Raw genomic sequence first — 13,979 nt, forward strand, 5'->3', positions numbered from 1 at the left:
GGCGAGGTGGCTGACTACCGGAACTCGCCGCGGCTGATAAGAATTACGACCTGCCGCTGCATGCCTTCGAGATTAGAAGGACGTCCAACTATTCGATACCCGGTTCCCACGGTGTGAGACGCCTCTGGACGTGACGGCCACCACACGGGTGGCCGTCACGTCCAGTCGCGAGACGAGAGAAACCTCAGGAGGCGGCGCACCCGGACACGCGCACCGAGACCCGCTTGGCGTCGTGGTCGGAGTTGAAGCCGCCGACGGTCTTGCGCACGGTCACCTTCTCGATGCGGTCGTTCGCGGTCCGCACGACGCCGATCTTGTCGATGCCGTGCAGGGTGATCCGGCTGTCGCGCGCCGTGAACTTCGCCATCTCCTGGCGGTTGAAGTCGCCGCCGTAGACGACGGTGTAGCCGCGGTTGCTGAAGTCCTTGATGAGCTCGGACTGCTTCGCGAAGTGGATGTTCCACATCTTCTTGCGCCACTCGTCGGCCTTGTTGTAGCGGCCGTTCCAGGCGCCGGAGACCATGTGGGTGTTCATGAAGATCGTGGTCTGGCGGGACTGCTTGTTGTAGGCCTTGACCCACGTGACGTAGCGGTGCGGCGAGACCGTGGCCATCCCGCTGTGCATCTTCTTGACGCCGGTGTCGCGCACGACCCACGGCGAGTCACCGCCCACGCGGATCGAGATCGGGATGGCGTAGCCGGTCTGGTAGTGCTTCCACTGGCCGTTGCCACCCGTGCTGTTCTCGGCCCGGACGATGTTCTTGTAGTAGTCCGGCTGGATCTCCTGCCACATGATCACGTCGGCGCCGAGCTTGGCGGCCTTGTCGACGTCGGCGCGCACCTTGGCGGCGCTCATCTTCGGGTTGGACTTGACGTTGAGGCTGACGACCCGCATCGGGTCGACCGTGCGCTTGCACGACGTCGTGGTGGCCTGCGCGGCCTGGGTGCCGGTCCCGGCGTTGGCCCCCGAGAGCCCGACCCCCGTGGCGACCGAGGCGGCCAGTGCGGTTCCTGCCACCGCGGTGGCAATGAGCTTGGTACGCATGAGATTTCCCCTCCAGTGGGTGTGCGGATGCCACCACACTCCCCGCGCCTCGCCCTTCCGACAATGGGGAGCACTCCCCTCCAACGCCCAGACGCACGTATGCCGCGCGGCCCACGAAGGGGGCCACGCGGCATACGTGGTGGTCCAGGTCGGTTGCGCCGCGCCTCAGTCGGCGAGGTCGACCACGCTGACCTCGGCGCCGACCTCGGCCACGACGGCCGTGAGGACGTCGGCCGGGATGCGCGTGTCGACGGTGAGCGCCACGAGTGCCTCACCGCCCTGCTCCTTACGGGCGACCTGCATGCCGGCGATGTTGATCTGGGCGTCACCGAGCAGGCGGCCGACGGTGCCGACGACACCGGGACGGTCGGCGTAGGTGAAGAACGCGAGGTGGTCGGCCAGCGGCACCTCGAGGTCGAAACCGTTGACACCCACGATCTTCTCGACCATCCGCGGGCCGGTCAGCGTGCCCGCCACAGACACGACCGAGCCGTCGGCGAGGGTGCCGCGCAGGGTCGTGACGTTGCGGAAGTCCTGGGTGGCGGGGTCGGTGAGCAGCCGCACCTCGCAGCCGCGCTGCTCGGCGAGCAGCGGGGCGTTGACGTAGGTCACCGGGTCCTCGGTCACATCGGTGAACAGGCCCTTGAGCGCCGACAGCTTCCACACCGACACGTCGTGCTCGGTGATCTCGCCCTGGACGTCGACGTCGAGCTGCACCGGCACCGAGCCGGCGAGGGCGGTGAAGATGCGACCGAGCTTCTCCACCAAGGCAATTCCCGGGCGGACCTCCTCGGGCACGTTGCCACCGTCGACGTTGACCGCGTCGGGGACGAGGTCGCCACCGAGGGCGAGCCGCACCGACTTGGCGACGGCGACGCCGGCCTTCTCCTGGGCCTCGTCGGTGGAGGCACCGAGGTGGGGCGTGACGACGACGGACTCGTGCTCGAACAGCGGGCTCTCGGTCGTGGGCTCGCTGGCGAAGACGTCGATGCCGGCGCCGGCGACGCGTCCCTCGCGCAGCGCCTCGGCGAGGGCCTCCTCGTCGACGATGCCACCGCGGGCGGCGTTGATGATGCGCACGGTCGGCTTGACCTTGGTCAGCGCCTCCTTGCCGATGAGGCCGAGGGTCTCGGGGCTCTTGGGCAGGTGGATCGTGATGAAGTCGGACTGCTCGAGCAGCTCGTCCAGCGTGACGAGCTGGGCACCGAGCTGGCCCGCGCGCTGCGCCGAGACGTAGGGGTCGTAGGCGAGGATCTCGACGCCGAAGCCCTTGAGGCGCTCCGCGACGAGCTGGCCGATGCGCCCGAACCCGACGACGCCGACCTTCTTGTCCAGCAGCTCCACGCCGGAGTACTTGCTGCGCTTCCACGCGCCGCCCTTGAGCGCCTCGTTGGCTGGCGCGATGTTGCGCGCGGTGGCCAGGAGGAGGCCGACGGCGAGCTCGGCGGCGGAGGTGATGTTCGAGGTCGGGGCGTTGACGACCATGACGCCGGCCTGGGTGGCGGCGGGCACGTCGACGTTGTCGAGGCCGACGCCGGCCCGCGCGATGACCTTGAGGTTCTTGGCTGCCGCGATCGCCTCGGCGTCCATCTTGGTGGCCGACCGGATCAGCACGGCGTCGACGTCGGCCAGTGCCGGCAGCAGCGCCTCGCGGGAAGCACCATCGACGTGGCGGATCTCGAAGTCGGGCCCGAGGGCGTCGATGGTGGCGGGCGAGAGCTCTTCGGCGATGAGCACGATCGGCTTGGTCACGTGGCAGTCCTTTGATGGCTCGGATGGTAGGGATGGGCACCACGCTGTGCCGCGGCCAGCATAGAGCGCGGCTCACCATGTGGACTCGCCCGCTCGCCATGTGACACGAAGGTCACACCGCGGGGCGCCGTGGCGTGGGGCGCCGTGGGGCCGGGTATGCCGCGGGTGCACGATGAGTGCCATGCGTGTTGTCGTGACGGGAGGAGCGGGCGACCTGGGCGCCCGGGTGGTCCGCGAGCTCCAGGGCATGGGGCACGAGGCGGTGGTCGCGAGCCGTCGCACCGGCATGGACCTCGCCAGCGGCGAAGGGGTGGCAGAGGCCATCGCAGGCGCCGACGCCGTCATCCACGCCGCCAGCAACCCGACCAAGGCGCAGGCCGTCGATGTCGGCGGCACGGTGCACCTCATGGACGCCGTGCGCCGTCAGCCGGCGCCCCCGCACGTGGTCTACGTGTCGATCGTCGGGGTCGACCGCAACCCCTACCCCTACTACCGCGCCAAGGAGATGGCCGAACGGGTCATCGGACTCGGCAACACCCCGGCCACCATCGTGCGGGCCACCCAGTTCCACGTGCTGGCCGCCTACTTCGCGCGCATGGGCGCCGGCCCGATCGCCCTCAGCATCGGCGACATGACCATCCAGCCCGTCGACATCGACTGGGTCGCCACGCGCTTGGCGCAGGTCGCCACGGGTCCCAGGCCCGCGGCATACCAACACCACGCCGACCTGGCCGGCCCGGAGGTCTTCACGACCGACCAGCTGTCACGACTCATCGCCGAGCACGACGGCCGCACCCCACCGAAGGTCGTGCGGGTACCCGCCATCGGCGGTGCCATGCGGTCGTTCGCGGAAGGTGACCTCGTGCCGACCGGTGACGTCGAGACCGGCGGACGGTCGTTCCGGGAGTGGCTCGCCGCGCAGCCGGTGCCGCTCCCCCGCGGCCGACACTGAGGGGCGGGTCAGTCCCTCGCGACCCGTGCGCGGACGACCCGGCTCACCACGACCACGACCAGGACGAGCACCACCGCCAGCGCGAGCCACAGCCACGACCCGCCCAGCCACGCCTCGACCACCGCGAAGCCCACGGTCGTGTAGATACCGGCCCACGCCAGCGACCCCAGGACGTTGGCTGGCAGGTAGCGGCGCAGCGGCATACGAAGCGCACCCGCGGCCGCGTTGACGAGCGTCTGTGCACCGATGGTGAGGAAGGACAATGTCACCGCCACCGCTCCCCAACGGCGGACGACCGCCTCGGTGCGCACCACGGCCGGGCGGTCGAGGTGTCCGGCGAGTCGGCTGCTGCGGGCACTCCCGGCCCGCAGACCGCGGCCGGCCCAGTACGTCGCGTTGGAGCGCGCGAGGACGACGACGAGGAAGAACGCGTAGACCGCCCAGAACGGCCAGCCCTCGACGAGATCGTCCACGCCGCAAGCATCGCAAACGCCCCGGGCACACCAAACGGCGGTTGCGCGGTTTCCCGGCGAGCAACTGCTCGTGGGTATACCGCGCAACCGCCGTTTCGTGGAAGCGTCCCGTGTCCGTCAGCGGGCGGCGGACCCCTCGGTGTAGTCGCTGTCCGTGTCCTTCACCCAGGCCATCAGCTTGCGCAGGTCGCGGCCGGTCGCCTCGATGGGGTGCTGGGCGCCCTTCTCGCGCAACGCCTTGAACTCCGGCGCACCCGCGTCCTGGTCGTCGATGAACCGCTGGGCGAACGTGCCGTTCTTGATGTCCTCCAGGACGGCCTTCATGTTCTCCTTGACGTGCGGGTCGATGACGCGCGGACCCGACACGTAGTCGCCGTACTCGGCCGTGTCGGACACCGACCAGCGCTGCTTGGCGATGCCGCCCTCGACCATCAGGTCCACGATGAGCTTGAGCTCGTGCAGGCACTCGAAGTAGGCGACCTCGGGCTGGTAACCCGCCTCGACGAGCGTCTCGAAGCCGTACATGATCAGCTGGCTCGCACCGCCGCACAGCACCGACTGCTCACCGAACAGGTCCGTCTCGGTCTCCTCGGTGAACGTCGTCTTGATGCCGCCGGCGCGCAGGCCACCGATCGCCTTCGCGTAGGACTTGGCGAGGTCCCACGCCTTGCCGGACGCGTCCTGCTCGACGGCCAGCAGCACCGGCACGCCACGGCCGTCGACGAACTCGCGCCGCACGAGGTGGCCAGGGCCCTTGGGGGCGACCATGACGACGTCCGAACCCGCCTCGGGCTTGATGTAGCCGAACCGGATGTTGAAGCCGTGGCCGAACAGCAGCGCCGCACCCTCCTTGAGGTTCGGCTGGATGTCATTGGCGTAGACGTTCCGCTGCACCTGGTCGGGCGTGAGGATGACGACGAGGTCGGCGTCCTTGACCGCGTCGCCGACCGACTTCACGGTCAGCCCCTCGTTCTCGGCCTTGGCCTTGCTCTTGCTGCCCTCGGCGAGCCCGACGGTGACGTCGACGCCCGAGTCACGCAGGCTCAGCGCGTGGGCGTGGCCCTGGCTGCCATAGCCGATGACGGCCACCTTCTTGCCCTGGATCACGCTCAGGTCAGCGTCGTCGTCGTAGAACATCTCGGCCACGGTGGCCAACTCCTTAGGTTGCGGGTTGTGTTGCGGTTCTTGGGTTTTCAGACTGTCTCGGTATGCCGCGTGGCCGGCTCCCGCCGGCCTCGCGCCTCAGGCGCTTCGCAGTGCGCGGTCGGTGATCGAGCGCGAGCCACGCCCGATCGCCACCATGCCCGACTGCACGAGCTCCTTGACCCCGAAGGGTTCGAGCACCTCGAGGAACGCACTGAGCTTGTCGCGGTTTCCCGTCACCTCGATGGTCAGCGTGTCACTGGCGACGTCGACCACCTTGGCGCGGAAGAGCTGCACCGTCTCGAGCACGTGGCTGCGGCTGTTGACGTCGGCGCGCACCTTGACGAGCAGGATCTCGCGCTGCACCGAGGCGTTCGGCTCGAGCTCGACGACCTTGAGCACCTCGACGAGCTTGTTGAGCTGCTTGGTGACCTGCTCCAACGGAAGCGCCTCCACGTCGACCACCACGGTCATCCGCGAGATCTCGGGGTGCTCGGTCGGGCCGACTGCGAGGCTGTCGATGTTGAAGCCGCGCCGGGAGAACAGTGCCGCGATGCGGGCCAGGACGCCAGGCTTGTTCTCGACCAGCACCGACAGGGTGTGTTTGCTCATCGCTGCGCACCTTCCTCCTCGAGCTGGTCGATCACAGCCTGCTCCTCCTGCTCCTCCTCGCGATCCCATTGCGGCGCAGTGTCCTTCGCGACCTGGATCGCGTCGTTGCTCACGCCGGCCGGCACCATCGGCCACACCATCGCGTCGCGGTGGACGACGAAGTCGACGACGACGGGGACGTCGTTGATCTCCATGGCCTTCTGGATCGTCGCGTCGATGTCCTCGGGCCGTTCGCAGCGCAGGCCGACGCAGCCGTAGGCCTCGGCGAGCTTGACGAAGTCGGGGACACGGCGGCCGACCGAGGTGTGCAGGTCGGTGTTGGAGTAGCGCTGGTTGTAGAACAACGACTGCCACTGGCGGACCATGCCGAGGCTGCTGTTGTTGATGACCGCGACCTTGATCGGGATGTTGTTGATGACACAGGTCGCGAGCTCCTGGTTGGTCATCTGGAAGCACCCGTCGCCGTCGATCGCCCAGACGGTGCGCTCCGGTTCGGCGACCTTGGCGCCCATGGCGGCCGGGACGGCATACCCCATCGTGCCGAGGCCGCCACTGTTGAGCCAGGCGTTGGGGCGCTCGTACTGCACGAACTGGGCGGCCCACATCTGGTGCTGCCCGACCCCGGCGACGTACGTCGACTCCGGGCCGGCGATGGCCCCGATGCGCTCGATGACCTGTTGCGGCGCAACGGTTTCCTCGCCATCGGGCGTGGTGTAGCCGAGCGGGAAGGTGGCCTTCCAGCCGGCCGCACGCTCACGCCACGCGTCGTAGTCCCCCGTGCGCCCCTCGGCGTGGTCGGCCGCCACGGCCTTGGTGAGCTCCTCGAGGACCTCGAGCACGTCACCGACGATCGGGACGTCGGCGACGCGGTTCTTGGAGATCTCGGCCGGGTCGATGTCGGCGTGGATGACCTTGGCCTCAGGTGCGAAGGTCGACAGCTGGCCGGTGACCCGGTCGTCGAAGCGCGCGCCGAGGGTGATGAGCAGGTCGGACTTCTGCAGCGCGGTGACGGCCGCGACCGAGCCGTGCATGCCCGGCATACCCAGGTGCAGCGGGTGGCTGTCGGGGACCGCCCCGCGCGCCATCAGCGTTGTCACGACAGGGATCTGGGTCAGCTCGACGAACTCGCGCAGCGCCTGCGAGGCGTTGCCCCGCACCACGCCACCACCGACGTAGAGGACCGGCTTGCGCGCCTCGGCGATGAGCCGGGCCGCCTCGCGGATCTGCTTGGTGTGCGGCTTGGCCACCGGCCGGTAGCCGGGCAGGTCGAACTTCGGCGGCCACGAGAACTCGGTCTTGGCCTGGAGCGCGTCCTTGGAGATGTCGACCAGCACCGGGCCGGGCCGCCCGGTCGAGGCGATGTGGAACGCCTCGGCCACGACGCGCGGGATGTCGAGTGGGTTGGTGACGAGGTAGTTGTGCTTGGTGATCGGCATCGTGATGCCGCGGATGTCGGCCTCCTGGAAGGCATCCGTGCCGATCGCGGTCGAGCTGACCTGGCCCGTGATGGCGACGATCGGCACCGAGTCCATGTAGGCATCGGCGATGGCGGTGACGAGGTTCGTCGCACCCGGCCCGGACGTCGCCATGCAGACGCCCACCTTGCCGGTGGCTGCGGCATATCCCTCGGCGGCGTGACCGGCGCCCTGCTCGTGCCGGACGAGGATGTGTCGCACCTTGGTGGAGTCGAGCAGCGGGTCGTAGGCCGGGAGGATGGCACCGCCCGGGATGCCGAAGACGGTGTCCACGCCGACGGCCTCGAGCGAGAGGACGAGGCTCTGTGCTCCGGTGACCTGCACGGGTCCCTTGGCGCGGGCCTGCTCGGCGATCTGGCTGGGACTGGGCGCCGGCGGTGGTGCCGGTTTCGCGTCGCTCACGTCTCTCACTGCTTTCGGATCTCGTTGCTGCTGCTGGATCTGCCCACAAAAAAACCCTCCAGCTCCCGGGTGGGAACGACGGAGGGCAGCGCGCCGGCTCTCGGAAGGGCCTGCGCGCTAAGGAAGTACGAGAATTCGTGCCACACGTGCACTCTCCCGCGCCACGAGCAGTGTGTCAACGGGCGAGACGGCCGGTCCCGACATGCGGACCTGTCGTCTCAGTCACAGCCCGCCCCGCCCGGCACTCTCCCCATGAACTTTGGGCCAAAGTTCGCCAGTGACCGGAAGGTTCCAAGCACCAGCGAACTTTGAGCCAAAGTTCAGCCGCAGACGGCGCCCTTGCTGGCGCTCTGCACGAGCTTGCGATACTTCGCCAGGACACCGCGCTCGTACTTGGGCGCGGGGTGTTCGACCCCGTGCGCCCGCCGCGAGGCGAGCTCCGCGTCGTCGACGAGGAGGTCGAGCGTCCCCTGAGCGACGTCGAGGCGTATGCCGTCACCGTCCTTGACGTAGGCGATCGGCCCCTCGTCGACCGCCTCGGGAGCGACGTGGCCGACGCAGAGGCCGGTCGTGCCACCGGAGAAGCGGCCGTCGGTGAGGAGCAGGACGTCCTTGCCGAGACCCGCGCCCTTGATGGCCCCCGTCACCGCGAGCATCTCGCGCATCCCGGGGCCGCCCTTGGGTCCCTCGTAGCGGATGACCACGACGTCGCCGGCCTTCAGCGAGCCGTCCTCGACCGCGTCCATCGCCGCGCGCTCGCCGTCGAAGACCCGTGCGGTGCCCTCGAAGACGTCGGAGTCGAACCCGGCCGACTTCACGACCGCGCCCTCCGGCGCCAAGGTCCCCTTGAGGATGGTGAGCCCGCCGGTGCGGTGGATCGGCTCCTGCATGGCGCGGACCACCTTGCCGTCGACGTCGGGCGGGGCGATGTCGGCGAGGTTCTCGGCCATGGTCTTGCCGGTCACGGTGAGACAGTCGCCGTTGAGCAGCCCGGCATCGAGCAGGGCGCGCATGACGACCGGCACTCCCCCGACCCGGTCGATGTCGGTCATGACGTACTGCCCGAACGGCTTCACGTCGGCCAGGTGCGGCACCTTCGCCCCGATCCGGACGAAGTCGTCGAGGGTCAGGTCGACGTCGGCCTCGTGGGCGATCGCCAGCAGGTGCAGCACAGCGTTGGTGGACCCCCCGAAGGCCATGACGACGGCGATGGCGTTCTCGAACGCCTCCTTGGTCATGATGTCCCGCGCCGTGATGCCGCGACGCAACAGGCCGACGACAGCCTCGCCCGACCGGCGGGCAAAGCCGTCCCGACGACGGTCGGTGGCCGGTGGTGCAGCCGAGCCCGGCAGGGACATGCCGATCGCCTCGGCCACCGACGCCATGGTGTTGGCCGTGTACATGCCGCCACAGGCACCCTCGCCGGGACAGATCGCGCGCTCGATGGCGTCGACGTCCTCGCGCGACATGAGCCCGCGCGCACACGCACCAACCGCCTCGAAGGCGTCGATGATCGTCACCGTCTTCTCGGTGCCGTCCGAGAGCTTCGCGATCCCGGGAAGGATCGACCCGGCATACAGGAAGACCGACGAGAGATCGAGGCGCGCAGCGGCCATGAGCATCCCGGGCAGTGACTTGTCACACCCGGCGAGCAGCACCGACCCGTCGAGCCGCTCCGCATTCATCACTGTCTCAACGGAATCCGCGATGATCTCACGCGACACCAGCGAGAAGTGCATGCCCTCGTGACCCATCGAGATGCCGTCCGACACCGAGATGGTGCCGAACTCCAGCGGGTACCCGCCGGCCGCGTGCACACCGTCCTTGACGGCCTTGGCGAGCCGGTCGAGCGACAGGTTGCAGGGCGTGATCTCGTTCCACGACGACGCGACGCCGATCTGCGGCTTGGCGAAGTCCTCGTCGCCCAGACCCACCGCGCGGAGCATGCCGCGAGCGGCCGTCTTCTCGAGGCCGTCGGTCACGTCGCGGCTGCGTGGCTTGATGTCGACGCCGTCAGTGCTGGGCTCGGTGGTCGTCATGGTCGGAGTCTAGGACCGCCGTCCAGCACGTGGGACGCCGGTCTCAGCCTGCAAGAGGCGGTGCCCGGCCACCGTCAGCCGCGCGCCGTGTGGCACCGGTCGAGCACCGCGGTTCCAATGCCCAGGTCGGACCACGGACCGGCATACCGCAGCATCGCGACGGTCGACGTCGGGAAGCCCTCGGCCAGGCACTCGTGCGCCTGCGACGAGCCGTCTCCCTCGGTGAGCCCGCTCGCCAGCGCAGCCATCGTGGGGTTGTGGCCGACGACGAGGACGACCTGCGCCTCACCCGCGCGCTCGCGCAGCTCCTGCAGGACGGCGTCAGGGCTCCCGTTGTAGATGGCGCGGTCGAACTCCACGGTCTCGCCGCACGCCCCACCCTCGACCGCCGCGTCCCAGGTCTGGCGGGTGCGGACCGAGCTCGAGCACAGCACCAGCTCGGGGCCGATCCCGTGCTCGTGCAGCCACTGCCCCGCGGCGCGCGCGTCCTTGCGGCCGCGGCCCGTGAGCTCGCGCGCGTGGTCGTCCTTGCCCGGCACCTGCTCGGCCTTGGCGTGGCGGAACAGGATGAGCACCTTGTCGTCGCCGGCGAGGGTCATACCCTGAGCATGGCCCGGTGAACGGCTCACCGCCACCCCGCGTCAGATGGCCAGTTCGGGCTTGATGCGCAAGGCGTTCCACGTGCCTGCTCGACGAGCCGCGAGCGAGGACAGGACAAAGGCGCCGACGAGGTATGCCGCGAGGACGGCGAGGTCGAGCCAGATGCCTTCCAGCGAGCCGCCATACATGAGGCGACGGATGCCGTCGACCGCGTACGACATGGGCAGCACATGGTGCAGTGGGTGCAACGGTTCCGGCAGCGTCTGCCACGGGAAGGTCCCGCCAGCACTCACCAGCTGGAGCACCATGAAGACGAGGCCGAGGAACTTGCCCGGCGCCCCGAGCCCGGCCGCCAGCGCGTGCAGGATCATCACGAAGGTCATCGACACCGCGGCCATGAAGGCGATGAGGAGCCACGGGTGGGCGGCGTCGATGCCCACGAAGCGCAGCACCACGGCATACACGAGCACCGCCTGGACCAACCCGAGGACCGCAGGCGCCAGCCACCCGCCGAGGGCCGTGCGCCAGCTCGGCTGGCCCGCGGCGAGGGCCCGCGACGACAGCGGCTTCACGAGCAGGAAGAGGACGTAGGCACCGATCCACAGGGCCAGGCTGAGGAAGAACGGAGCCAACCCGGCACCATAGCTCGCAGCCGAGGCGAGCGAGTTCGACTGCACCCCAACGGGATTGCCGAGCGTCTGCGCGATGGCCTTGCGCGACTCGGCGCTCGGGTTCGGGATCGACGTGAGGCCGTCCTGCAGGCCCTTGCTCAGCTGGGCCGAACCGGTCTTGAGCTGGTCGAGGCCGGACGCGAGATCGCCGGCACCCTTGCTCAGCTGGGTGGCGCCGTCCAGCGCAGTCTCCTGACCTGCCGACAGCGCGTCGGCGCCCGTGGCGAGCTTGCGGTTGCCTGCCGCGAGGTCCGTGGCGCCGGAAGCGAGCTTCGCGGATCCCGCATGGGCCTGGCTGATGCCGTCGTGGAGTGGTCCCGCGGCGTCGGCCAGCCGGTCGGCGCCGCTGGCCACCTGCTGGGCGCCCGCGGAGAGCTTGGTGAGGTCGTCCGACGCGGCCTGCACCTGGGTGTTGGCATCGCGCAACGGGGTCGCCACCCGGTCCGCGGCCGCCAGCACCCGCTGCACCTCGTCGTCGGTGAACCCGGCGCTGCGCAGCTGCTCCGCGAGCCGGCCGCGCGCCGAGGTGAGGTCACCGGTGATGGTGCTGCTGGCCTTGGCCACCCGTTGGCCGGCCGCCGCCACCTTCGCGTTGCCCGCAGCCACCTGGCTGGCGCCGTCGGCCAGCCGTCGGGTGTCGGTGGGCAGGCTGGCCGTGCGCTGGTCCAGCGTGGCCAGGCCCGACCTCAGGCTCCCGGCTCCCGAGGCGAGCTGGTCGGCACCCGACGCGGCGGCGTTCGCTCCGGTGGAGAGCTCCTTGGTGCCCGCCACGAGCTGCCGCTCCCCCGCGACGAGGTCGGTCGAACCCTTGGCCAGCTGGTGCGCGCCCGTGTCCGCCTTGGCGATGCCGTCGCTCAGCTTCTTGGCTCCGTCCGCCGCCTGCGAGACCTTGTCGTGGATCGTCGTGAACCCGGCCAGCAGCTGGCTCGCCGCTGTCGAGCTCACCTGGGACGCAACGGACTTGGAGACCTCGGCCACGACCTGGTTGGCGATGGTGCGGGCCAGGTAGCCGTTCGCGTCGTTGGTCTCGAGCTGGAGCTTGGCCTGGCGCGGCTTGTCCTCCGCGCTGGAGGCGAGCGCGGCGGAGAAGTCCGCGGGGACGACCAGGGCGAAGTCGTAGTCGCCCTCCCGGACGCCGCGGTTCGCCTCCTCGCGGGACACCTGTTTCCACCCGAAGCTGCGGGACTTCACGAGCTCGTCGGCCACCTGGTCCCCGACGTCGAGACGGTCGCCGTTGGCGAGCGTCGTCCCCTTGTCCTCGACGACGAGGGCGGCCGGCACGCGCGACAGCCCGGCATACGGGTCCTTGTTGGCGTAGAGGTAGAGGCCGCCGTAGAGCGTCGGGACGAGGACCATCGCGATCACCGCGAGCCGCGGGAGGCGCCCGGCGGTGACGCGACGCAGCTCGGTGAGCGCCAAGCGAATTGCGGTCATGAGAGGTCCCCTCGAAGTATCTGGAGGAGCGCAGCAGGGGAAGAACTTCGTGGGGTACTCATGCGGACACCTCGAGCTCGGTGGTCTCGCCGACGGCGAAGTGCGGCGGGTCGCCGAGTGCGCGTACGGTTGCGTGGCTGCACCCGACGACGACGGTGAGGCCGGTCGACGCGAGCCGGTGGGCCGCGCGCCACCACGCCTCCGGGCTGCCGCCGTGGCGGTCCGGGGCCGCCACGACGAGGACCCGCGTGGTGGCGCGGCTGGCGGCGATGTCCATGAGCAGCAGGGTGCGGTCGGTGGCGTCCAGCGCCTCGAACCGCTCGTGGGCGTAGTCCTCGAGCCCGTGAGCGGCAAGGACGGCCCGCGTCGCGGCACGGTCCGATGGACGCCCCGCAAGCGCGAGCTGTTCGGCGACCGCGGAGTGCACGCTCACGGCGTCCTCCGGGGAGGTCACGTCGGGCACATCGACCAGGGACACGTGACGACGGCGCCGCATCGGGTCGGGGTCTCCGTCGAGGGTCACTGATCCCCCGGCCAGTGGCACACGGCCGCCGATCGCGAGGGCCAGCGCCACCGAGGGGTAGCCGGGGTCGGCCGCCACGAGCACCGGGTGACGCGGCTCGGCCCGCAGGCTCGTCGGCAGGAGCAGCAGCCCCCTCACCCCTGCGACCTCGACCCGATCGGCGATGAGCTCCATGGTTTCCGTCCTCAGAACTTTCGATACATATCTGTATTCGATACAGGAGTGTATCCTTAGGCCGTGACCACCGCCAGCCAGCTCACTCCCCGCCGCCAAGCCACCCGGGCGCGTCTGCTCACAGCCGCCGCCGAGGTGTTCGCCGAGCGTGGCTTCCACGGTGCCAGCGTCGAGGACATCTGTGAACCGGCCGGCTTCACACGGGGGGCCTTCTACTCCAACTTCGCCAGCAAGGACGAGCTGGTCATCGAGCTCTACGCCGAGCACGCGGCCTCGCTCCGCCAGGCCATCGCCGAGGTAGCCGCCCAACCCGGCCTCACCCTCCCCGACCTGCTCGAACGCGTCGTCGACATCTGGACCCGCGACCCGGACGAACGACGTCGCTGGTACCTCCTCACCACCGAGTTCGCCCTCCACGCCGTCCGGGACGACGACGCCCGACGCGCCTGGCAGCGGCTCCAGTCGCAGATCCGCAAGGAGCTCGGCGCGCTCATCGAGTCGATCGCCGCGCGGCACGACCTCGAGCTCGCCGTCCCGACGAGCGACCTCGTCCGGCTGCTCACGATCGTCCTGCAGGGCGGCCTCGGCCAGCACCTGCTCGAGCCACGAGCCGTGCGCGCCGGGGCACTGGAGCGGGAGTTCCTGCCGCTGCTCGTCGAGGCCACCACGCGCTGACCGACAGCC

General features: G+C 69.8%; 12 protein-coding genes. 2 read left to right on the plus strand and 10 right to left on the minus strand.

Annotated features, from left to right (window positions below; all coding sequences use genetic code 11):
- Window positions 1-184: 184 nt before the first annotated feature.
- Together HJG52_RS06600 and serA are read right to left on the minus strand one after the other, a co-directional pair.
- The gene (locus HJG52_RS06600; RefSeq protein WP_171242668.1) at window positions 185-1,045 is read right to left on the minus strand and encodes an exonuclease/endonuclease/phosphatase family protein; all 861 of its coding nucleotides are present in this window, start codon (window positions 1,043-1,045) and stop codon (window positions 185-187) included.
- 165 nt (window positions 1,046-1,210) lie between these two features.
- On the minus strand, window positions 1,211-2,797 hold the full coding sequence (gene serA / locus HJG52_RS06605; protein WP_171242669.1) for a phosphoglycerate dehydrogenase: 1,587 nt from the start codon (window positions 2,795-2,797) through the stop codon (window positions 1,211-1,213).
- Between the two features lie 181 nt (window positions 2,798-2,978).
- Between serA and HJG52_RS06610 the strand changes: the two genes are divergently transcribed.
- Entirely contained in the window at window positions 2,979-3,749 is a 771-nt protein-coding gene (locus tag HJG52_RS06610) for an SDR family oxidoreductase (protein WP_171242670.1), read from the plus strand.
- Window positions 3,750-3,757: 8 nt separating this feature from the next.
- Here the strand turns inward: HJG52_RS06610 and HJG52_RS06615 are convergent, their stop codons facing one another.
- The 8 genes from HJG52_RS06615 to HJG52_RS06650 all read right to left on the minus strand — a co-directional run bounded on the left by HJG52_RS06615 (window position 3,758) and on the right by HJG52_RS06650 (window position 13,295).
- On the minus strand, window positions 3,758-4,222 hold the full coding sequence (locus HJG52_RS06615) for a VTT domain-containing protein (protein WP_171242671.1): 465 nt from the start codon (window positions 4,220-4,222) through the stop codon (window positions 3,758-3,760).
- A gap of 117 nt (window positions 4,223-4,339) precedes the next feature.
- A complete protein-coding gene (gene ilvC / locus HJG52_RS06620; RefSeq protein WP_171242672.1) occupies window positions 4,340-5,368 on the minus strand; it encodes a ketol-acid reductoisomerase in 1,029 nt (342 codons plus the stop codon).
- 96 nt (window positions 5,369-5,464) lie between these two features.
- A complete protein-coding gene (gene ilvN / locus HJG52_RS06625; RefSeq protein WP_171242673.1) occupies window positions 5,465-5,977 on the minus strand; it encodes an acetolactate synthase small subunit in 513 nt (170 codons plus the stop codon).
- The gene (locus HJG52_RS06630) at window positions 5,974-7,806 is read right to left on the minus strand and encodes an acetolactate synthase large subunit (protein ID WP_430413335.1); all 1,833 of its coding nucleotides are present in this window, start codon (window positions 7,804-7,806) and stop codon (window positions 5,974-5,976) included. The genes ilvN and HJG52_RS06630 overlap by 4 nt, the downstream gene beginning before the upstream one ends.
- A 368-nt stretch (window positions 7,807-8,174) precedes the next feature.
- Entirely contained in the window at window positions 8,175-9,893 is a 1,719-nt protein-coding gene (ilvD, locus tag HJG52_RS06635; RefSeq protein ID WP_171242674.1) for a dihydroxy-acid dehydratase, read from the minus strand.
- Window positions 9,894-9,967: 74 nt separating this feature from the next.
- Window positions 9,968-10,492 (minus strand): SixA phosphatase family protein, encoded by a 525-nt coding sequence (locus HJG52_RS06640; RefSeq protein ID WP_171242675.1) that lies wholly within the window; start codon window positions 10,490-10,492, stop codon window positions 9,968-9,970.
- Between the two features lie 42 nt (window positions 10,493-10,534).
- Window positions 10,535-12,598 (minus strand): YhgE/Pip domain-containing protein, encoded by a 2,064-nt coding sequence (locus tag HJG52_RS06645; protein WP_171242676.1) that lies wholly within the window; start codon window positions 12,596-12,598, stop codon window positions 10,535-10,537.
- Window positions 12,599-12,656: 58 nt separating this feature from the next.
- Window positions 12,657-13,295, minus strand: a complete 639-nt coding sequence (locus tag HJG52_RS06650) for a hypothetical protein (RefSeq protein WP_171242677.1) — start codon at window positions 13,293-13,295, stop codon at window positions 12,657-12,659.
- Window positions 13,296-13,358: 63 nt separating this feature from the next.
- Here HJG52_RS06650 and HJG52_RS06655 point away from each other — a divergent pair, with 63 nt between their 5' ends.
- Complete coding sequence (locus tag HJG52_RS06655) at window positions 13,359-13,970, plus strand: TetR family transcriptional regulator (protein ID WP_171242678.1); 612 nt, start codon at window positions 13,359-13,361, stop codon at window positions 13,968-13,970.
- The last annotated feature ends 9 nt before the right edge of the window (window positions 13,971-13,979 follow it).

Source organism: Knoellia koreensis, assembly GCF_013041615.1.
Taxonomy (GTDB): Bacteria; Actinomycetota; Actinomycetes; order Actinomycetales; family Dermatophilaceae; genus Pedococcus; species Pedococcus koreensis.

What these genes read in the sequence shown, in the direction of transcription:
- HJG52_RS06600 (WP_171242668.1), bottom strand. Translation starts at nt 1,045, where the DNA reads ATGCGTACCAAGCTCATTGCCACCGCGGTGGCAGGAACCGCACTGGCC.
- HJG52_RS06610 (WP_171242670.1), top strand. Translation starts at nt 2,979, where the DNA reads ATGCGTGTTGTCGTGACGGGAGGAGCGGGCGACCTGGGCGCCCGGGTG.
- ilvN (WP_171242673.1), bottom strand. Translation starts at nt 5,977, where the DNA reads ATGAGCAAACACACCCTGTCGGTGCTGGTCGAGAACAAGCCTGGCGTC.
- ilvD (WP_171242674.1), bottom strand. Translation starts at nt 9,893, where the DNA reads ATGACGACCACCGAGCCCAGCACTGACGGCGTCGACATCAAGCCACGC.
- HJG52_RS06640 (WP_171242675.1), bottom strand. Translation starts at nt 10,492, where the DNA reads ATGACCCTCGCCGGCGACGACAAGGTGCTCATCCTGTTCCGCCACGCC.
- HJG52_RS06645 (WP_171242676.1), bottom strand. Translation starts at nt 12,598, where the DNA reads ATGACCGCAATTCGCTTGGCGCTCACCGAGCTGCGTCGCGTCACCGCC.
- HJG52_RS06650 (WP_171242677.1), bottom strand. Translation starts at nt 13,295, where the DNA reads ATGGAGCTCATCGCCGATCGGGTCGAGGTCGCAGGGGTGAGGGGGCTG.